Here is a 21,029-nt window from a genome sequence, read left to right on the forward strand (position 1 = left end):
GGTGAAAAATGGATATTACAAGGTTTAAGGAAGATTTAAAAGCTCATCTTGAAGAAAAGATAATACCGTTTTGGCAAAGTTTAAAGGACGATGAATTTGGTGGCTACTATGGATATATGGACTTTAATCTTAACATTCACAGAAAAGCTCAAAAAGGTTGCATTTTGAACTCGAGGATATTGTGGTTTTTCTCAGCATGTTACAATGTACTGAAAAATGAAAAATGCAAAGAGCTGGCTTTTCATGCGTTTGAATTTTTAAAAAACAAGTTTTGGGACAAAGAGTATGAAGGACTTTTCTGGAATGTATCCCATAAAGGTGTGCCCGTTGATGTGACAAAACATGTTTATGTTCAGGCTTTTGGCATATACGGACTTTCGGAGTACTATGAAGCATCCGGGGACGAAGAAGCTCTTCATTTGGCAAAGAGGCTTTTCGAAATTTTAGAGACAAAATGCAAAAGGGAAAATGGATACACAGAACAGTTTGAGAGAAACTGGCAAGAAAAAGAAAACAGGTTTTTGAGCGAAAATGGAGTAATTGCCTCAAAAACAATGAACACGCATCTTCATGTACTGGAGAGCTACACAAACCTTTACAGGGTTTTGAGAACTAAAGATGTGTATGAAGCGCTTGAGTGGATTGTAAGACTCTTTGTTGACAAGATTTACAAAAAAGGAACAGGTCACTTCAAGGTATTCTGCGATGATAACTGGAACGAACTTATAAAAGCAGTATCATATGGACATGACATTGAAGCAAGTTGGCTTTTGGACGAAGCTGCTAAGTATCTGAAGGATGAAGAATTAAAAGAGGAGGTTGAAAAGCTCACATTAGAGGTTGCGCAAGTAACTTTAAAAGAAGCCTTTGATGGTCAAAGTCTTATAAACGAGAAGGTAGAGGACAGGGTTGACAGAAGCAAAATCTGGTGGGTTGAAGCAGAGACGGTTGTTGGATTTTTCAATGCATATCAAAAGACAAAAGAGGAAAAATATTTAGATGCAGCCATCAAGACATGGGAGTTCATAAAAGAGCATCTTGTTGACAGAAGAAAGAACTCTGAATGGCTGTGGAAGGTAAATGAGGATTTAGAAGCTGCAGATATGCCAATTGTTGAGCAATGGAAGTGCCCGTATCACAATGGCAGAATGTGTTTGGAGATAATAAAAAGGGTTGACTAAAAGTTTCGAGCTTGACCCTGTAAAGTTACAGAGAAATAAAGTATAATAGTAAGTAAAAAAGAAAAGGCTTGTAAAGCCTATTTTGAAGGGGAATAAAAAGACCATGGACAAGAGAGTTACCATGAAAGACATTGCCGAAAAGCTTGGTGTTTCCAAGGTAACAGTGTCAAAGGCGCTCAAGGACAGCCCTGATATTAGTTCATCCCTGAAAGAGAAAATCATAAAGACTGCCCAGGAGATGGGTTACATCTACAACGCAAAGGGAAGGATGCTAAGAGAAAACCTAACGTATTCCATCGGTGTGATATCGTCAGAAAAATACTATGGTAAAGACGACTATTTCTACATAGACCTTTACAAGCATCTTTCAAACAGTTTAGAGAAGCTTGGCTTTACAACAACCTTCAACATTATAAGCCAGTCAGACGAAAATGAGCTTTCTGTACCCAACGCGCTTTTGGAACAGAAGGTAGACGGTGTTGTTATTTTGGGTCAGATGAGTCTTGACTACATTCAAAAGATTTTAAGTTACAATTACCCGACAGTGTTTTTAGACTTTTACTGTGACAAGTTTAACGTTGACTGTGTCATCACAGACAACTTTTACGCAACATACGAGATAACCAACATGCTAATAGAGCAGGGTCACACCAAAATTGGGTTTGTAGGGAACATCTACGCAACAAGCAGTATCCAGGACAGGTTCCTGGGCTTTTACAAGGCGCTTTTGGAGAACAAGATAGATCTCAACAAGGACTGGATAATAAAAGACAGGGATGACAACAACAATTTCATAGATATTGTATTGCCCAAAAACCTTCCAACGGCATTTGTTTGCAACTGTGACAAGACTGCTTATCTTACAATAGAGAAGCTCAAATCAAGTGGATACAAGGTGCCGGATGATGTTTCGGTGGTGGGGTTTGATGATAGCCTTCACGCAGTGCTTTCACAGCCCAAAATTACTACAGTCCGTGTGAATTTGGAAGAGATGGGCAGAAGAACAGCCAAGATGATGGTTGAAAAGATAAAGCAGGGAGAAAAACATTATGGCAAAATGCTCATAAAAGGCAAGATTATCATAAGAGAGTCTGTCAAGGCTTTGAAATAATACTTTTTCAAGATGGTCGGATAACATTTTAAATTCACATAAATCAAAAAATATGGAGGAGGAAAGAGCTAATGGATATCAAAATAATAGGGCAATCACTTCCAAACATGCCATGGGAAGAAAGACCTAAAGACTGCAAGGACATTGTATGGAGGTCTAAACACAACCCAATTATCAAGAGAAATCAGGCAAAAGATGCAAACAGTATCTTCAACAGCGCGGTGGTTCCGTTCAAAGATGGGTTTGCAGGAGTTTTTAGAGTAGATGATAGGGCAAGAAGAATGAACATCAGACGTGGGTTTAGCAAGGATGGTTACAACTGGGAGATTGATGATGAGCCAATAAATTTCATTCAAGAGACAAGAGACCCCCTTGTCAGTGAGTATAAATACGACCCAAGAGTAACTTTCATAGAAGATAGATACTATATCACATGGTGTAATGGCTATCACGGACCGACAATTGGTGTGGGCTATACATTCGACTTTGAAAAGTTCTACCAGATTGAAAATGCATTTTTGCCATACAACAGAAACGGTGTGCTTTTCCCAAGAAAAATTAACGGCAAATACGCTATGCTATCCCGCCCATCAGATACAGGCCATACACCCTTTGGTGATATATTCTACAGCGAAAGCCCTGACATGATTCACTGGGGCTGCCACAGACATGTAATGTCAGCAGGCTACACACCTTGGCAATCACTCAAAATAGGAGCAGGGCCAACACCAATTGAAACAAGCGAAGGCTGGCTTTTGATTTATCATGGTGTATTGTTATCTTGCAACGGGTATGTATACAGCTTTGGTGCGGCACTTTTGGACTTAGAAAAACCATGGATTGTAAAGGCAAGGTCAAAATCTTACCTGCTCTCACCACAAGAGTATTATGAATGTGTTGGCGATGTTCCAAACGTTGCATTCCCATGCGCAGCACTTTGCGACTCTAGCACAGGAAGGCTTGCAATTTATTATGGTGGTGCTGATACTGTCGTGAACCTTGCATTTGCTTATGTTCAGGATATAATCGAACTTCTCAAGAGAGAAAGCCAGGAATAACAAAAATATTGATGATAAAAACATACAAAAAAAGGCCGGCAGCAGAACAAAGCTGCTGGCCTTTTTGATTTTGTGATGTTTTCCAAACTTGAAATTGGTTTATTTACTGGTAAAGTAAAATCTAAAATCTGCGGTATAAAATATTAAGTTTCTCGGGTTGTTAAATATGCACCACAAATTTTATAATGAACATGTAGTTGTTTTGCAGTTTTTCTATACAAAAATTACATTCTAGAAAGGAGGATTGATTATGTTTAAAAGAAGAGTTGCTTTATTGGTTGCTATTGCCTTTTTGATAACCATCATTGTTCCAGGGTTTTTAAGCGCTCCAACAAAGGCAGTAGCAGCGTCCAAAAAACCAATAGTTTTTAAGATTTACTGGGGTGATTCTAACGCAGAGCCGGTTGATGTGTGGAAGACACCAATTGGTAAAAAGGTTGAACAGATCACAGGTGTAAGGCTTCAGTTTGAATTTATTGTCGGCAGTGACGAGGAAACAAAAGCAGGTATCATGCTTGCAAGTGGTGACTTGCCGGATTTAATCAATGCACACAACGTTGTAAACAAGTTCATTGAAGCAGGAGCTTTAGTTCCGATGGATAATTACATTGCTAAGTACGGCAAGAACATCAAAAAGTGGTATGATGCAAAAGCGCTTAAAAAACTCAAATATCCAAAGGATGGGCACATTTACTATCTCACACCTTTCAGAGAAGAGTCTGACCCGCTCTATTCGTTTGCTGGGTTCTGGCTACCTATATACGTTCTCAAAGAGAACAAATGGCCAGTTGTAAGAGATATTGACACATATTTCAAGATTGTAAAAGATGCTGTCAAGAAACATCCAACATACAATGGAAAGCCAACAATAGGTTTCACAGCTTTAACAGACAGCTGGAGAATCTATGTACTGATGCAGCAGCCGCTGAGGCTTGAAGGCTATCCAAATGATGGTGGCTGGCTTATTGACGAAAAGACAGGTGTTGTAAAGGACAGCTATACAATGCCATATGCAAAGACATATTACAAGATACTCAACCAGATGTGGAACGAAGGTCTGCTTGACAAAGAGATGTTCTCACAAAACTATGACCAGTACTTAGCAAAGATTTCGTCAGGTAGGGTTGTTGGTTTTTATGATGAAAGATGGCAGATACAATCTGCAATAGATTCTCTTGAAAAACAAGGATTATATGACAGGATTCCTATTGCAATGCCAGTTTTGAAAAAGGGTGTAAAGAGAGATAGATACAACGTGGTCACAATGGGGACAGGCGCTGGAATATCAATTACAAAGAAGTGCAAGGACCCGGTTGCAGCGTTCAAGTTCTTGGACAGAATGGCTGGCGAGGATATCTTGAAACTCATCAACTGGGGTATCCAAGGCCAGGACTACTATGTAAAGAATGGTAAGATGTACAAGGATGCAAAACAGATTCAAAATTACATGAACCCAGATTACAGAAAGAAACAGGGTATTGGCGGAAATATCTGGTTTGCATTCCCAAGACCACCGTTTGACTGGACATATTCAGACAAGAGCGGAAAGATTTCTTGGGACTACTCAGACCAGGCATTAGAGCAGAGGTACAAACCATATGAAAAGGAAGTTTTGAAAGCTTATAAGATTAAGTCGTTCAAAGACTTGTTCTCACCAACATGGAACTCACCGTACGGATATGGCTGGGATATCAAGCTTCCAGACGACCTGCAAGCAATCCAGAACCAGGCTGATGACTTGCAAAGAAGGTACATCACAAAAGCTATAATGGCAAAACCGGGTGAGTACGATAAGATCTGGAATGAATACCTCAACAAGATGAAGAAGATTCCTATCAAGAAGGTAATCGATTTTAGACAAAAAGAGATCCAGAGAAGACTCAAAGAGTGGAACTAATTGGTATTTTAGAGTTTAGCATTTTAAAGCTCACGGAACACCTAATTCTACAGGTGTTCCGTGAGTATTTAGTTTAATTGACCCTACAAGCTTTTAAGGAGGAAAAGGAAGATGCAGTCATCTAAGAAAGGATTCTTTACAACAATCTACAACCAGCGCCAGCTAATTGTTCTTACATTTCCTTTTTTAATTATGGTGCTGATTTTTAACTACTTTCCACTGTGGGGCTGGCTTTTGGCATTCAAAGACTACAAACCTTATCTTGGTTTTCAAAATTCAGAGTGGGTTGGATTCAAAAACTTTGCAGACCTATTTTCAGACGTTTATTTTTTCCAGGCGCTTAGAAATACCTTGGTCATAAGCTGTTTGAAGCTCATTTTTAACTTTTTGTCGTCCATTACGTTTGCAATACTTTTGAATGAGATTAAAAACATGCTATTTAAAAGGACAGTGCAGACAATCTCGTACCTTCCACACTTTGTTTCATGGGTTGTAGCAGCAAACATTATATACACAGTGCTTTCACCTGACTATGGGATAATAAACGAACTTCTTGTCAAATTCCATATTCTAAAAGAACCAATTAACTTTTTGGGCGAACCTCAATATTTCTGGTTCATTGCACCAATTACTGAGGTTTGGAAGGAGATGGGCTGGAACGCAATTATATACTTGGCTGCAATGACAAACATCGACCCGCAGCTTTATGAAGCTGCAAGCATAGACGGTGCAGGCAGGCTAAAGAGAATATGGTACATAACCTTGCCGGGTATTTTACCCACAGTCAAGATTCTTCTTATCATGAACGTTGGATGGATTTTGAATGCTGGATTTGAGCAGATGTACCTTTTGCAAAGACCATCAACCTTGGACTATTCAGATATCCTTGAGACATACATCTTAAGATATGGTATTGGCAGTGGCAGATGGTCTTATGCAACAGCAGCAGGTATTTTCAACTCTGTTGTAAGCCTTATTCTTGTTACAACTGCAAACAGAATAGCATCTAAGATTGGCGAAGGCGAAAGGGTATTTTAAAAAACTTTATTGAGGGGTGTTTTTAAGGTGCAAACGTCAGCAAAGTACAGGACAACAGAGGATTTGGTCATTGACATTGTGGTATACACAGTCATGATAATCGTGATGATAGCTACTTTATATCCTTTTTGGAATATACTTGCTATTTCTCTTAACGATGCGCTTGATTCCATAAGAGGTGGAATATATCTGTGGCCAAGAAAATTCACACTCAACAACTACAGGGTTATACTTAGCAATCCTGACATATACCATGCAACCCTCATATCAGTTTTGAGAGCTGTTATAGGAAGCATAACAAACGTTCTTTCGTGTTTGATGGTTGCATATGGAATTAGCCGAAAGGACTATATATTCAGAAAGTTTATCTCCAGAGTCATCGTGTTTACAATGTATTTTAGCGGCGGTCTTATCCCCACATACCTTCTTATGAAAAATCTTCATCTTGTTGGAACGTTTTGGGTGTACATTTTGCCTGGTATGGTAAGCGCGTTCAATATAATTGTGATAAGAAGCTATATAGACGGACTTCCTCAAAGTCTTATTGAGTCAGCTAAGATTGACGGTGCAAGCGAATACAGGATACTGTTTCAGATAATTATGCCGCTCTGCCTTCCTGTTTTGGCAACTGTTACACTTTGGGTTGCGGTTGGTCAGTGGAATTCATGGTTTGACACCTTCCTGTATAACTCCGGAAAACCAGAGCTTTCTACTTTGCAATTTGAGCTTCAAAAGATTTTACAGTCTGTTCAGTCTGCATCAACTAACCCCGACTTTTCAGCATCACTTACATCTTCTGGCAGGACTGTGACACCAACTGCTATCCGTGCAACCATGACAATAGTTGCAACACTGCCCATACTTTTTGTATATCCGTTCCTGCAAAGATATTTCATACACGGTCTTACAATTGGTAGTATAAAAGAGTGAAGAAGAGTGTGTTATAATTAAATCAATATTCTCTTAGCTTAAAAGAAGATGGAAAGATTCATGCGCAAAGTAATTAAGATTATAAACGATATTCCTCTGTTTAAGAAGATATTTTCCATATTTTTTATATTTGTGTTTATTCCCCTTTTGATTTTGAGTAGCCAATTTATCTCGCAGATTGATTTTTATATAAACGATAAGCTCCACAGCCAGCTTGAAAATGCATCAAATATGACAATTTCGAATTTCAAGAAAGCCATTGAGCTTGCAATCAATCTTGCGTATACCATATATTCGGACCCGAGAGTAATTGAGACTGTAAATACACGGTACATGTCTGTTGAAGAATTTTATGATGCGTACGAGAAGAACATAAAACCCATACTTCAAAACGCAAGAATACTCTATCCGCAGATTTCGCAAATAACAATATACTGTGACAATCCTACTATACTGAATGCAGATGGGCTTGCGTTTTTGACAGATGAATATAAAAAGTTTTTGCAAAAAGGAGAAAAAGAGGGTAAAAACCTCTATGTGCTAAGTGGTCTTGAGAATGAAAAGCCGTATGTTTCTATTGTGCTAAATCTCAACTTTTATGAGCAATATGTTCCCAAATACCAGCAAAGCACAATTAAAAAGTTTTTAAGAATTGACCTGAACAGAGTTTATCTTAACAGTATTTTGAGCACGTTTAAAGATGGTCACATATTTATAGCAGATGAAAAAGACACAGTATATTTTAGTGACCTTTTGTATTACAATCAGGTTGGAAGACTCAGCGACCTTTTGAAGGAAGAGAAAAATCAAACCATTGTGTTTGAAAAGCTTCTATCAACAGAGCTTCCTTACTTTGAAAACTGGAGATACATTGTGACAACCAACAATAACGGAATATCAAAAAGGCTGCTTGAACATCAGAGAAATTATCTTGCAATTGTGGTTTTGTGTTTTGTACTTGCGTTTTTTGCACTTTTTTTAATAATAAATTCGGTGGTAAGCAGACTTTCTCTTTTAGCAAGGCACATAAAAAAGGCAAGAAAACAGCAGTTTGAAAGCATCAATATTGAAGCTGGCAAAGATGAGATAGGCCAGGTTATAGAAGAGTTCAATATCATGGCACAAAAGATAAAAGAGCTTCTCGAGAAGGAAATAAAATATGAGCTTAGACAAAAAGAACTGGCACTGGAGAAAAAACAGGCAGAGATAAATGCGCTTCAGAGCCAGATAAATCCTCATTTTCTTTTTAACACCTTAGAGACAATCCGCATGAGAAGCATGCTCAAAAAAGAGTTTGAGACAGCAAATGCCATAAAACTTCTTGCAAAGCTTTTAAAACGAAGTATAAGGTGGGAAAACGACCTTATAACCATTGAAGAGGAAGTTTCGGCTATTTATGACTACCTTGAGATACAAAAGTACAGGTTCGGGGAAAAGCTAAAATTTGAGGTTGAGGTTGAGGAGGATGTAAAGTCAACAAAGATACCGAAGATGACCATACAACCTCTTGTTGAGAACGCATGTGTTCATGGGATAGAAAATAGCAAAGGTGAAGGCAGGATTTTGGTCAAGGTTTTCAAAGAAGGTGATATGATAGCAATACATGTTGAAGACAACGGAAAAGGCTTAGAAGATGATAAGATAACAGAACTCTTGCGTTTTGTAAAAGGACTTTCATCTGACAAGGCAAGTAGTGTGGGGCTTAAAAATGTTTTTAGAAGACTTGAGCTGTTTTATGACAAAGATTTTAGCTTTGATATATTGAGAGGCGAGCTTGGGGGATTAAAAGTTGTGATAAAAATTCCTAACAAGAGGGACTTTGAAGATGCTGTACAAAGTGTTGATAGTTGAAGATGAGGTATTTATGAGAGAAGGGCTAAAAAACCTAATTGACTGGAGATCGCTTGGGTTTGAGATAGTGGGCGAGGCAGAAGATGGTCTTTCTGCTTTTGAGTTTATGAAAAAGATGCAGGTTGACGTGCTCATCAGCGACATCAAGATTCCGCTTTTAAGTGGTCTTGACCTTATAGAGAAGGTAAAAAAGGAGCTAAAAAATCCGCCTGAAGTGATAATCATCAGCGGGTATGCAGATTTTGAGTATGCAAAAAAAGCTATCCAGCATGGTGTTGTAAATTACATATTAAAGCCCATTGAAGAAGAAGAGCTTGTTGATACGCTCATTAAAGTAAAGTCAAAACTTAAGAAAAGGGAGCTAATTAAAGAAGGCGAGAGCTTGCTTGCTCTTGAAAGAAGCTTTAAAGAAACGATAGAAAACAGCAATATCAAGATAGAAAATGGAGTTTATGTTGGAATAGTCTATTTTAAAGAGATGTCGAGCTGGCTTAGTCTTTATTTTGATGAGAGAATAGAAAATATATTGTCAAGGATAAAGGGGTGTTTTGAGCTACTGAAAAAAGAAGGACTTATGTATGAGTTTTCAGAGATTGAAGGCAAGTACTATGTAATTGCAACATCTGAAGAGGACATAAAAAAGGCATATCAGAGCATAAAAAATATGGTTGACTTTGCAACAGAGATTGTATTTGCTTTTTCAAGAAAGATTTCAAAACGAGCTCAGTTTTTTGATGCCATATACGAGGCAGCATACTCTTTAAACTTTGCACTTTTTTATAATCAGACAGGAATTACATTTTATAGTAGCAGCCTGCCCAATTCAAAAGAGCTTTTGTATTCAAAAGAATATGACAAAAAACTTATTTTAGCTATCGAAGAGGATAACCAAAACTTACAAAAGATAGTTGAAGAAATGATGGAAGATATTAAGAAAGGAAAATATCAGCTTGACTTTTTGAGGACGTATTTGAGCTTTGTAGTGGTATCTATAAGCTCTTATTTTAGCAGGATAGGACTCAATTTAGAAGATGAGATAGAGTGGTTTTCAAGCTTGAGGCTGGAATTTTCAAACGTTGAGGATATAGAAAAAAGTATGCTAAAGTTTTGCGAAGGGATACTGAACAAGTTCAGACAGTGGAAAACAAGCCTATCTAACGGTATCATGAGTGAGCTTGAAAAGTATATAAAAGAAAACTATAACAAGAACCTGACGTTAAAATCTGTTGCGCAAAAGTTTTATCTGAATCCTGTGTACTTGGGTCAGCTTTTCAAAAAGCATTATGGGATGTATTTCAACTCTTATTTGCAAAAGATACGCGTTGAAGAGGCAAAAAGGCTTTTGATGTCCACCAATATGAAGATATACGAAATTTCACAGGCAGTTGGGTACAACGACACAGACTATTTTATCCAGTGCTTTACAAAATTTTGCAATATGACGCCCAACCAGTTTAGAAAAAAGTACAGAAAAGTATAAAAAAGGCTGGGATTTTTGAAAAAAGCATTTTCCCAGCCTTCTTTTGTTTTTATGTGAGGAGGAGGACTTATTTTATAAGTTATTTCTGACTTCCCACACTGCCAGAACCATGTTTTGCAAGGTAGGCAAAACTTCTTCTTCTTTTCTGGTTTTAAGACCGCAGTCAGGGTTTACCCACAACCTGTCTTTCCCAACCTTTTCTATCATCTTTAAAATGAGCTTTTTCATCTCTTCCTTTGATACAATCCTTGGAGAGTGAACATCAAACACGCCAGGACCTACCTCAGCTTTTAAACTGCTTTTGTTTATGCTGTCAAGCAAGGTAAAATCAGATTTAGCTGCCTCAAAAGTTATAACGTCCACATCCATCTTTGCTATTTCGTCTAAAAGCTCGTCAAAGTTGCTGTAACACATATGCGTGTGGATTTGCGTCTGTGGTTTTACCTTTGAACATGTGAGCCTAAATGCCTTTATTGCCCATGATAGATACTCACTGTGCTGGCAGCGCCTGAGCGGAAGCTTTTCAATCAGTGCTGCCTCGTCAATCTGAATAATTTTTACACCTTCTCTTTCAAGCTCCAAAACCTCTTCTTTTATTGCAAGAGCAAGCTGAAAAGCAACATTTTTTAATGGTATGTCTTCACGCACAAACGACCAGTTAAGGATTGTCACAGGCCCTGTCAAAATTCCCTTAACAGGTTTTTTTGTTAGGCTCTGTGCATATTTTATATACTCAACTGTAATCGGTCTTTTTCTCTTTATGTCTGAGAATATAATTGGTGGTTTTACGCATCTTGTACCGTATGATTGAACCCAGCCGTTTTGAGTAATTAAAAACCCTTCTAAATTTTCACCAAAAAACTCTACCATGTCATTTCTCTCATATTCGCCATGGACGAGCACATCAAGCCCGATTTCTTCCTGAAGCTTTATTACCCTTTCAATTTTGGATTTTATAAAGCTTTCATATTCTTCAAATGTTATCTCACCTTTTTTGAGTTTGCTTCGAGCGGACCTTACATCTTGGGTTTGTGGGAATGACCCAATTGTTGTTGTCGGAAGCTGTGGCAAATTCAAAACCTCTTTTTGAAGCTTGATTCTCTCTTCAAAACACGGTTTTCTTTCAAAGTCATCGTCTGTAAGATTATTTACAGCTGTGCTGACATCTGATAGCTTATTTTTCTCCATCTCTTCAAAAAGCTGAATGTTTTGAAAATAGATATTGTTTGTAGTAAAGTTTTCTTGTGAGAACAAGAGCTTTAGCTCAGACAGCTCTTTTAGCTTCTCTTCGGCAAATGCTAAAAATTTCTTTTTATTGCTGTCAAGCTGTGTTTCAAACTTCAAGGAGTATGGCACAAAGAGCAAAGAACATGATGTTGAAATTACAATGTTTTTCTTGTCAACAAAGGAGGAGAGCATATTTAAAAGCTCAAGCGTATTTTTGTAGTTGTTTTTAAACACATTTCTGCCGTTTACAACTCCAGCAACCAAGAACTTTTCCTGTGGGAAACCAAATTTTTTAATGAGCTCTAAATTGAATTTTCCATCAATAAAGTCAAGTCCAATTGCGTCAAAGTCAAGGGAGATTATCTTTTCAAAGCAGTCTCTGACATCTCCAAAATAGGTCTGAAGAAGTACCTTTAGATTTCCTTTGTGAGAAAGAAGATTGCGGTAGAAACTTTCAAAAAGCTCTATATCTTTTGTACTCAAGTCTGTGACGAGTATTGGCTCATCTATCTGAACAAACTCGCTACCTAACTCTTCAAACCTTCTTAGTATTTGAATATATACATCAAGTAGCTTTTCCCAAAAAGATTTGTCATACATATCAACATTCGATTTTTTGGAAAGCTTCAGAAAAGTAAGAGCACCGATTATCACCGGTTTTGTCTTGATTCCTATCGAAAGTGCTTCGACAAATTCATCAAAAGGTTTTGTTGATGAAAGTTCAAATTTGGTGTTTTCAGTGATTTCAGGCACAAGATAATGGTAGTTTGTAAAGAACCACTTTTTCATTGGCAAAGCTTTAAGGTCAATGTTTTGGTCTTGATACCCCTTTGCAAGCGCAAAGTAGAGTTCAAGATCATCTGAAAAAACCGACTTGTATTCCTCAGGTATGCTACCTACAAGCATTGCATGGTCTAAAAAAGTGTCATAGAACGAAAAATCATTTGATGGTATCAGGTCAACACCATACTCTTTTTGAAGTTGCCAGTGAGTCTTTTTCAAGTTTTTTGAATTTTGGATGAGCTCTTCTTTTGAAATCTTTTTGTCAAGATAGCTTTCTACCCATCTTTTTAGCTCTCTGTTCTGTCCTATTCTTGGGAAACCAACAACCGAAATCATCTTGCGCTTTCTACCTCCCAAATAAAAATTTTATTTGCCGTCAGAAAAACAAATGGGTCTTTACTGCCAACAAAAAAGGCACAAGTGCGTCAAGGCAGTAAAGACCCCTCATTACCGTTTAAAAGCCTATGCTTTTAAAAGGTTTTTAATTAGAAGCAAAAAGCTTCTAAAATAATAGGTTATTGCTAAAGCTAAAAAAAGACAAAATAACCCTTTTGGTCTTTACCACCTTGACTGTACTTCCCACCGAAGACAGTACAAGGCATCTCAAGCAGGCAGGTCTCCTGGCTCGCAGTTCATCCTCACCCTTTGCCTTCCCAGAAAGGAAGCCTTGCGAGAGCAAGACCGCACCTTTCCAGTGGCCAAAAAGAATAGGGCTTGTCGCTGCTCACAGTAGCGGGGGCTGCAGCGGATTTTCACCGCTTTCCCTATTAAGCCGCCAAATGGCAGCACCTGCTTGATAGGTAAAGGTGCCTATCGCAAATATTCAATTTTTCAAATTTGTATTGCATATTTGCGATGAAAATTGACAATTGCATTTATGCAATGAATTTTATATCAAACATGTTAATTGAAAAGTTAGGAGTTGTCAATATATTATAAAAGATCAGTGGTATATATTCCTGTGATTGCAACAACAAATGAAACTTTAAAAACAACATTGAAGTTATTTTTATAGAGAAGATAAGTAAGCAAGTTTATGGATTTTTCAAAGTTTTATCGTGTTCACCAATATTTCTAAGAATTATTCCATCTTCTTTGTACTGCCATGTCAGTCTTATTCCCATCGTAATGCTTGTTTCAAATATATCTTTTGTCCCTTGGATTTTTTTAGTTCGCAAAGAAGGATGGTATGGATTTTGTAATAATAGTTCTAACTTTTTCTTTAGTATCTTTTTTACATCTGGTGGCAATTTGTTTACTTTTTCTTTGAAAAGTTGCGAGTAGTAAATCTTCATTCGTCATTCAACCCCAAATCATCAAATAATTCTTCCAATGAATTAGCCACCAAGAGTTTGCCTTCCTGAATCTCCTTCTCTACAGTTGCTTCTTCTCTTTGCCACTTCTCAGAGTAAAACCACGCCTGCTCTTTTGGAATAGCTATTACAGGCGTTAAAATTATCCTACCATCCTTCTCCTCTATTTGTAATAAATCACCTACACGCAAGTTTAGCTTCTTCAGAATTTGAGCTGGAATTGTCACCTGTGACTTTTTCTTTATTTCAACAATCACCATTTCTCACCTCTTAAAGTTAGAAAGTTGCAGTTTCTAACTTTAGTATATTCTCACTAAATATATTTGTCAACTTTGTTTGTTGTAAAATTAAATGCAACAGGATAAGAAAATATTAAAGCCATAGTTTCAAACCATGTATGATATTAATTGAAAAGACAAACCCATACACAGGAGGTTTGAAGCTATTGGTCTATGATGATAATAACACAAAGAGAAGAAGATTTAAACGCTCAAGTGAAGCAGAAAGAGAGGTTATAGAAAAGCTTTCAGAATTAGGATATGGTATAAGAGATAGTAAGGGAATTGGGAAAAGTGCAAGTAGTTATTGCTGCAGAGGAGAATGATTTGTTTTTATAACTTTTAAAATGCTTGAAAATAGAAAGTTGTTCAGTATCTACTTTATTTGACTATTTTTTTATCTGATTAGTAAACCATTATTTTAAATTTGGTTGACAAATCTCAATCCGAAAAATATAATAAAGGAAAGAGGACATTGAATGACAAAACAGAAAGGAGAGGTCAATTCTGTGAGTACAAAAAGTATTTGCTTAGTTTCTCTCTTTGCAGCTTTGACTGCTGTGGGAGCCTATATAAAAATTCCCATTCCTTATGTACCATTTACTCTTCAGCTTCTGTTTTGTGTATTAGCAGGACTTCTCTTAGGTCCTAAACTTGGAGCACTGTCACAGGTTGTTTATGTAGCAACAGGGCTTATTGGTATTCCAATCTTTGCAGAGGGTGGAGGTCCATTGTATATTTTTAAACCAACCTTTGGTTATCTAATTGGTTTTATCGTTTGTGCATATGTAACTGGCTATATATCGCATTTGAAGCAAAGCAGAAATATAAGTACGAACATAATAGGTTCATTGATTGGCTTGTTTTTTGTATACTTATTAGGGGTTAGTTACCTGTATGTAATTTATAACTTTTACCTAAAAATACCCAAAACCATTAGCTGGGCTTTATACTGGGGATTTTTAGTATGTGTGCCTGGAGATATATTTTTATGCATTGTTGCTTCCATTGTTGCAAAAAGATTAAAACCAATGTTAGAAAAAGTTTTGCTTATAAATGCAGGATATTTACAAGAAATCAAAGAATAGTTTATCCAAGGAGAGGAAGAGAATGAAGGCTGTTTACATTATTGGAACAGATACTGATGTTGGAAAGACATTTATATGTGCTGGACTCTGTTGGGCTTTAAAGGAAAAAGGATATAACATAGGATATTTCAAGCCAGTACTAAGTGGTGCTAAAAGAAGAGGAAAGATGCTAATACCTCAAGATACAGAATTTGTAGTTAATTTTGCAAAAATAGAGGGGGATATTTACAGACTCACACCATTTATATTTGAAAAACCAGCCTCTCCTCATATAGCCGCAAGTGATGAAAATATAGATATTAATGTTTATCAAATAAAACAAACCTTTGAAGATTTATCACAGAACTACGAATTCGTAGTAATTGAAGGTTGTGGTGGATTGGCAGTGCCACTGAAAGAAGAGAAAAACCAATTTTATATGCAATATCAATTGATAAAAGAAATTTGCAACAATGTTATATTGGTTACAACAACAAAGCTGGGTACAATTAATCACACTCTCTTGACAGTTGAATTTGCAAAAGCTTACGGACTTTGTTTAAAGGGGATCATAGTGAATATGTATAAGAATGAACCTGATGAAGATAAGGTAATAAATACAATAGCAAAGTTTACCAATATTCCAATATTAGCCAAAGTAGACTTTATAAATGATTTTCCAAGTGATGTAGATGAGAATAAATTTAAAAATGTTTTTAAAAAATGCTTTGATGATAGGGCAATAATGAAGATAATGGGGGTTTTTGAATGTTAAATGAATGGCAACAAAGAGATTTAAAGTATATTTGGCATCCCTGTTCACAAATGAAAGATTATGAAGAGCTACCGCCTATCGTTATAGAAAGGGGCCAGGGAGTATGGCTATACGATGTTGAAGGAAATAGATATCTTGATGCAATTTCTTCATGGTGGACAAATCTTTTTGGACATTGTAATAAAAGATTAAATGATGCTCTCAAAGCTCAAGCAGACAAGTTAGAACATGTAATATTTGCAAACTTTTCACACAAACCAGCTATTGAATTGTCTCAAAAATTAGTTAAAATAACCCCAAATGGATTGGAAAAAGTATTCTTTTCTGATGATGGATCAACGTCTGTCGAAGTTGCTCTTAAGATGAGTTTTCAATATCATCAACAGAAGGGGAATTATACAAAGGTAAAGTTTGCATGTTTTACAAATTCATATCATGGAGAAACCTTAGGGGCATTGTCTGTTGGAAGTATAGATCTGTATTCAAAGATATATAAACCCATTATGAAGGAATCCATAAAAATTCAAGGTCCTGATTGTTTTAGATGTGAATACCACAAAACAAGGTATAGCTGCAATGTAGAATGTTTTGAAGAAGTAGAAAAGATTTTAGAAAAGCACCATAAAGAGATTTGTGCTGTGATAATTGAGCCAATTATCCAATGTGCAGGTGGCATGAAAATTTACCCACCTAAATTTTTAAAGCTATTGCGAGAAGCCTGCACCAGCTATGATGTTCATCTCATTGCAGATGAGGTAGCTGTTGGATTTGGTAGAACAGGAAAGATGTTTGCATGTGAACATGCAGGAATAACTCCAGACTTTTTATGTTTATCAAAAGGTTTGACTGCTGGGTATATGCCATTGGCAGTAACACTTACAACTCAAGAAATTTTTGATGCGTTTTATGCTGACTATATAGACCTAAAAGCTTTTTTGCATAGCCATAGCTACACAGGAAATCCTCTTGCTTGTGCAGTTGCTTTAGAATCATTAAAAATCTTTGAGGAATACAATGTCCTCAAGAAAATAAATGAAAAAGCAACCTACCTTGAGGAGCTTGCTAGAGAAACTTTTGATAACCATAGGTTTGTGGGTGAGTATAGGCAATTTGGATTTATTGGAGCAATTGAGCTTGTTGAAGATAAGGCTACTAAAAAGGAATTTGATTGGAGAAAGAGAGTGGGATATCACATTTATAAAACTGCTTTGAAGAAAGGGTTGCTTATTCGTCCTCTTGGAAATGTAATATATTTTATGCCTCCTTTTGTTATTGAAAAAGATGAAATTGATTTTATGGTTAGGAATACTCTTGAAGCAATAAATCAATTTTTTGGACTGTAGATGTACTAAATAAAAACAAAACTTAAGGGACTATCCGAAAAGAACAGGGATAGCCCCTTTAACCAACAATACTTAATAGTTAAGCTTTTGGATATTACTTTAAACTTCTAAGCCTAAACTCTCTAACATCTCTACCTTCTCTTTTATTCCCATCCCTTGTGTTGTAAGATAGTTTCCTACCATGCAACCGTTTATACCACATTTGTATGCTATCTTTTCCATATCCTTTAGTGCATTTTCTTTCCCGCCTGCGAGAAGAATGGTCTTCCTTGGTAGTATAATTCTAAATAGTGCCAGGGTGATAAAAATTTCATTTTGGTCCATGATCTTCATATCTTCAAAAGGTGTGCCTTTTATTGGATTTAAAATATTAATAGGAACAGAATCAACCTCTAATTCTCGTAGTTCAAATGCAAGCTTAATTCTCTCAATCATATCCTCGCCCATTGAAATTATTCCACCACTGCAGATTTCAAGGCCTGTCTCTTTTGCAATCTTTAAAGTCTCAATCTTTTGTGCTTGGGTATGAGTTGAGCATATATTTTTAAAATATGTACTTGATGTCTCTAAATTGTTGTGGTACCTTGTAACCCCTGCTAACATGAGTTTTTTTGCTCTTTCTTTTGTGAGAAAACCTAAAGAAGCACATAGATAGATATCATAATTTTTTGAAATATAAGAAATAATATCTATAATCCTTTCGAATTCAGAGTCGTTCAGTTCTCCACCGCTTGTGACTAAGGAAAATCTTTTTACAGGAAAAGCGATAATATCTTCCAAATATTCTATAACCTCGTCAACTGATGCCACGTCTTTTATTTCAATCTTGCAACTATGATAAATAGATTGAGAACAAAATTTACAATCTTCTGTGCACATTCCCACCTTGGCAGGATAAATTGAACACAGTTCAATATTGTTTTTAAAATAATACCTTTTAATTGTATCTGCAAGGTTTTTCACAAGATCAAAGTCATGCTTTGCAATTTCGTAAAGCATAGTTGCTTCACTAATATCAATATCCTGCTCATATTCTATTATCTTCTTTTCAATTTCTTTTGCAAATTGAACTGATTGAAGAAAGTTTAGCATTTTGTATTCATCTCCAATCATGACAATGTTAGTGACACTATGTTATATATGATACCACACCACAAATAAATAGTAAACCAAAACATACATTCTTGTTTACTGATATAAAAATAAAAATGGCGGAGAGAGTGGGATTTGAACCCACGGTACCCCTTTTGGGGGTACACACGATTTCCAGTCGTGCGCCTTCGACCACTCGGCCATCTCTCCGCCTCTTTTTTCTTCACTTTATCTATTATAAGATATCTTTTGAGTTTTGACAAGGGTAGTTGCAAATTCCACTTCTAAGGCTTAAAAGTCTTTTTAGAGAGAATTAATAAGAAAAATAGTCAAAACTCTAAAGATAGTGAGTTATTAACCGGTATTTTTGAAAAATTGCCTCATTTGGCTTATTGACATATTTAAAAAAACACTTTATAATATTTATCCCCCTCTATTTACAAAAAAAAAGAATAGTGATATAATAATTATGTTTTTAAATGTAGCAAAATGGTGAATAATGTCAATGTAGCTTTCAAATTAAATAATTTTTTAAGAGGGGCAGTGATGTTAAGGTGGTTGATAAGCTACACCTTCAGCAGATCAAAAAGGACATTGAGGCCCTCAAAGGCGAAAAAGTACTTGTGCGTGCAAACAAAGGACGCAAAAAAATGATTGAAGTAGAAGGTATCTTGGAGAACACTTATTCAAATATCTTTGTTGTCAAGTTCCCGATTGACAGAGAGTGCAAGCAGTTCAGGTGTGTGACCTATACCTATTCAGACCTCATAACAAATACAGTTGAGATAATTCTTTGTAGGACAAATACAAAGGTAAATGTTATGTAGAAAACGGCTTTTTATCAATTTTGCTTGTACGTTTTAATTATAACCAAAAATATCGATTTGTCAACACTTAAAAAAGAGCTTATTCTGAGGTTGTGAGAATAAGCTCTTTTTTTATTTTACATATTATCCGGACGTCCCTGCATATATTTTATTAGAGAAAAGATGAGTTTATATGGAGGTTAACTTTAAAATTGGATAAAAGGTATGAAAAGATTGAGTACATGAACGTGTATGGGTCAGACTCGCAAAAAGTTATTGTAGAAGGGGAGATTTTACTTCCTGAGATAAAGCCCGATGTCCTAAAAGTATTGCAGACAGATGCAGATGTTTTTATCACAAGCGTAGAGGTTTTGAATGATAGGGTGGTGGTTCAGGGTGAGGTGGATTTTAGAATAATTTACCTTTCAAATGACCCGCTTAAGAAAATCTCGTTTGTTTCAAGCTGTGCCGAGTTTTCTAAGGTGTTTGATATGGTGGGAGTAAGACCTGGTATGGCATATGAGGTAAAAGATGACCTTATATACAGCTATTGCTCGGCACTTAGCCCAAGAAAACTTTCAGCAAAAACAATAGTTGAGATTAGCCTTTTGGTCAAATCGGCAACCTCAATTGAGTATTTGAACCATATTGAAGATGAATCGCTAAGGTTCCTAAAAGAAAGAATTACTATTTCCAATCCAATTACATTTACAGAGCAAATTACTAAAAAGGAAATCTTAGAGATTCCACAAGGAAAATCTTCAATCAGAGAGATTTTGCGCTCATTTGCAAGACTATCTGATAAGAATATTAAGTTTGACAGAAAGAAGCTTGCTATTGATTTGAAGATTGATATCAAGACTCTTTATTCTCCTGACATAGGTCAAAATCCTCTTGAGATGGTTGAACATGAGATGTTTGCTGAACATTTTGTAGAACTTTCGAATATTCCAGATGACTTAGAACCTATTGTGAAGTTTTATATAAAGAGCTTTAAAGTTTCTCCCAAGACAGATGAGGTAGGGGAGCTAAGGAGAATTGAATATGACATTGTGGTTGAGGCAGAGATAGCATTCAATCAGCTTGAGACAATTGAACCTATTGTAGATGTTTATTCCACAATGTATGAACTAAAAGAGTCAAAGAAGTTTTTGAACATAGAACAGTTTGTTGGAAAAACTCGGCAGGTACACACAATCAAAGAGGTAGTAGCTCTTCCAAGTGAACCAGAGCAGATTTTTTCGTTGTCTGGTAGAGTTGAAATTGACATGGTAAAGGCTGAAAAAGGTGCAGCTCAAGTAAAAGGTGTACTTGTTGTTTTTTTGATTTATATTTCAAAGGATGAGCAGGACATTATAAAAAGTGCAACCACACAAATTCCGTTTTCCATCAAGATTGACTTAGATGGAATTGAAGAGCAAGACAAGGTCTATGATGATATTGATATTGAAAACCTGTCATTTTCTATCTTGTCAGCAAACGAAGTTGAAACAAGGGCGCATCTGGCAGTTGAACTTTGGGCAAAACGCTCTGTAAATGTGGAGATCATAAGTGATGTGCAGATGCTCGAAAAGATAGAAAAAGAGGACGAGAGACTTGCCTCAATTTACATCTACACAGTTCAGAAAGGAGATACCCTCTGGAAAATCGCCAAAAAGTACAAAACCACAGTTGAAAAGCTAATGAGTTTTAATCAATTAGAAGATGCTGAAATTTTTCCTGGTCAAAAACTTTTGATAGTAAGATAAAAAAGCTGCCTCACATGGTCATTCACCTTCTGGCTTTTTTGAGGCAGCTTT

The 21,029-nt window shown here is 36.4% G+C and carries 18 protein-coding genes, 1 tRNA gene and 1 riboswitch; of the genes, 14 read left to right on the top strand and 5 right to left on the bottom strand.

Going from position 1 to position 21,029, the window contains the following annotated elements:
* Nucleotides 1-8: 8 nt before the first annotated feature.
* From ELD05_RS01485 to ELD05_RS01520, 8 genes are all read left to right on the top strand, one after another.
* The gene (locus ELD05_RS01485) at nucleotides 9-1,181 is read left to right on the top strand and encodes an AGE family epimerase/isomerase (protein WP_127351080.1); all 1,173 of its coding nucleotides are present in this window, start codon (nucleotides 9-11) and stop codon (nucleotides 1,179-1,181) included.
* 103 nt (nucleotides 1,182-1,284) lie between these two features.
* On the top strand, nucleotides 1,285-2,292 hold the full coding sequence (locus tag ELD05_RS01490) for a substrate-binding domain-containing protein (protein WP_127351081.1): 1,008 nt from the start codon (nucleotides 1,285-1,287) through the stop codon (nucleotides 2,290-2,292).
* A 71-nt stretch (nucleotides 2,293-2,363) separates the two neighbouring features.
* The gene (locus ELD05_RS01495) at nucleotides 2,364-3,350 is read left to right on the top strand and encodes a glycoside hydrolase family 130 protein (RefSeq protein ID WP_127351082.1); all 987 of its coding nucleotides are present in this window, start codon (nucleotides 2,364-2,366) and stop codon (nucleotides 3,348-3,350) included.
* Between the two features lie 250 nt (nucleotides 3,351-3,600).
* Nucleotides 3,601-5,247 carry an ABC transporter substrate-binding protein gene (locus tag ELD05_RS01500; protein ID WP_127351083.1) on the top strand — a complete coding sequence of 549 codons (1,647 nt, stop codon included), beginning with the start codon at nucleotides 3,601-3,603 and terminating at the stop codon, nucleotides 5,245-5,247.
* Between the two features lie 111 nt (nucleotides 5,248-5,358).
* Nucleotides 5,359-6,285 (top strand): ABC transporter permease, encoded by a 927-nt coding sequence (locus ELD05_RS01505; protein WP_127351084.1) that lies wholly within the window; start codon nucleotides 5,359-5,361, stop codon nucleotides 6,283-6,285.
* Between the two features lie 27 nt (nucleotides 6,286-6,312).
* Nucleotides 6,313-7,215, top strand: coding sequence for a carbohydrate ABC transporter permease (locus tag ELD05_RS01510; RefSeq protein WP_127351085.1), 903 nt, complete (start codon nucleotides 6,313-6,315; stop codon nucleotides 7,213-7,215).
* A 60-nt stretch (nucleotides 7,216-7,275) separates the two neighbouring features.
* On the top strand, nucleotides 7,276-9,066 hold the full coding sequence (locus tag ELD05_RS01515) for a sensor histidine kinase (protein WP_127351086.1): 1,791 nt from the start codon (nucleotides 7,276-7,278) through the stop codon (nucleotides 9,064-9,066).
* Complete coding sequence (locus tag ELD05_RS01520) at nucleotides 9,041-10,546, top strand: response regulator transcription factor (protein ID WP_127351087.1); 1,506 nt, start codon at nucleotides 9,041-9,043, stop codon at nucleotides 10,544-10,546. Before ELD05_RS01515 ends, ELD05_RS01520 begins: the two co-directional genes overlap by 26 nt.
* 72 nt (nucleotides 10,547-10,618) lie before the next feature.
* Here the strand turns inward: ELD05_RS01520 and metE are convergent, their stop codons facing one another.
* The 3 genes from metE to ELD05_RS01535 all read right to left on the bottom strand — a co-directional run bounded on the left by metE (nucleotide 10,619) and on the right by ELD05_RS01535 (nucleotide 14,129).
* Complete coding sequence (gene metE / locus ELD05_RS01525) at nucleotides 10,619-12,892, bottom strand: 5-methyltetrahydropteroyltriglutamate--homocysteine S-methyltransferase (protein WP_127351088.1); 2,274 nt, start codon at nucleotides 12,890-12,892, stop codon at nucleotides 10,619-10,621.
* 257 nt (nucleotides 12,893-13,149) lie between these two features.
* Nucleotides 13,150-13,364, bottom strand: a riboswitch (cobalamin riboswitch).
* Nucleotides 13,365-13,590: 226 nt separating this feature from the next.
* A complete protein-coding gene (locus ELD05_RS01530) occupies nucleotides 13,591-13,851 on the bottom strand; it encodes a hypothetical protein (RefSeq protein WP_127351089.1) in 261 nt (86 codons plus the stop codon).
* Complete coding sequence (locus tag ELD05_RS01535) at nucleotides 13,848-14,129, bottom strand: AbrB/MazE/SpoVT family DNA-binding domain-containing protein (protein WP_013433368.1); 282 nt, start codon at nucleotides 14,127-14,129, stop codon at nucleotides 13,848-13,850. Before ELD05_RS01535 ends, ELD05_RS01530 begins: the two co-directional genes overlap by 4 nt.
* Before the next feature lie 137 nt (nucleotides 14,130-14,266).
* Here ELD05_RS01535 and ELD05_RS01540 point away from each other — a divergent pair, with 137 nt between their 5' ends.
* The 4 genes from ELD05_RS01540 (at nucleotide 14,267) to bioA (ending at nucleotide 17,332) form a co-directional block, all read left to right on the top strand.
* Nucleotides 14,267-14,473 (top strand): integrase, encoded by a 207-nt coding sequence (locus ELD05_RS01540; RefSeq protein WP_241243560.1) that lies wholly within the window; start codon nucleotides 14,267-14,269, stop codon nucleotides 14,471-14,473.
* 183 nt (nucleotides 14,474-14,656) lie between these two features.
* Complete coding sequence (locus ELD05_RS01545; RefSeq protein ID WP_127352905.1) at nucleotides 14,657-15,235, top strand: biotin transporter BioY; 579 nt, start codon at nucleotides 14,657-14,659, stop codon at nucleotides 15,233-15,235.
* A 22-nt stretch (nucleotides 15,236-15,257) separates the two neighbouring features.
* Nucleotides 15,258-15,989, top strand: a complete 732-nt coding sequence (gene bioD, locus ELD05_RS01550; RefSeq protein ID WP_127351091.1) for a dethiobiotin synthase — start codon at nucleotides 15,258-15,260, stop codon at nucleotides 15,987-15,989.
* Complete coding sequence (gene bioA, locus ELD05_RS01555; protein ID WP_127351092.1) at nucleotides 15,983-17,332, top strand: adenosylmethionine--8-amino-7-oxononanoate transaminase; 1,350 nt, start codon at nucleotides 15,983-15,985, stop codon at nucleotides 17,330-17,332. The genes bioD and bioA overlap by 7 nt, the downstream gene beginning before the upstream one ends.
* Before the next feature lie 99 nt (nucleotides 17,333-17,431).
* On the opposite strand, the gene bioB is transcribed toward bioA, so the two are convergent.
* Together bioB and ELD05_RS01565 are read right to left on the bottom strand one after the other, a co-directional pair.
* Nucleotides 17,432-18,424, bottom strand: coding sequence for a biotin synthase BioB (bioB, locus tag ELD05_RS01560; RefSeq protein WP_127351093.1), 993 nt, complete (start codon nucleotides 18,422-18,424; stop codon nucleotides 17,432-17,434).
* 117 nt (nucleotides 18,425-18,541) lie between these two features.
* Nucleotides 18,542-18,634 (bottom strand) — tRNA-Ser (locus tag ELD05_RS01565).
* Between the two features lie 344 nt (nucleotides 18,635-18,978).
* Between ELD05_RS01565 and ELD05_RS01570 the strand changes: the two genes are divergently transcribed.
* Nucleotides 18,979-19,251, top strand: a complete 273-nt coding sequence (locus tag ELD05_RS01570) for a Veg family protein (protein WP_011915933.1) — start codon at nucleotides 18,979-18,981, stop codon at nucleotides 19,249-19,251.
* Nucleotides 19,252-19,442: 191 nt separating this feature from the next.
* Entirely contained in the window at nucleotides 19,443-20,978 is a 1,536-nt protein-coding gene (locus ELD05_RS01575; RefSeq protein WP_127351094.1) for a DUF3794 and LysM peptidoglycan-binding domain-containing protein, read from the top strand.
* Nucleotides 20,979-21,029: the final 51 nt, after the last annotated feature.

It is taken from the genome of Caldicellulosiruptor changbaiensis (assembly GCF_003999255.1).
Lineage (GTDB): Bacteria > Bacillota > Thermoanaerobacteria > Caldicellulosiruptorales > Caldicellulosiruptoraceae > Caldicellulosiruptor > Caldicellulosiruptor changbaiensis.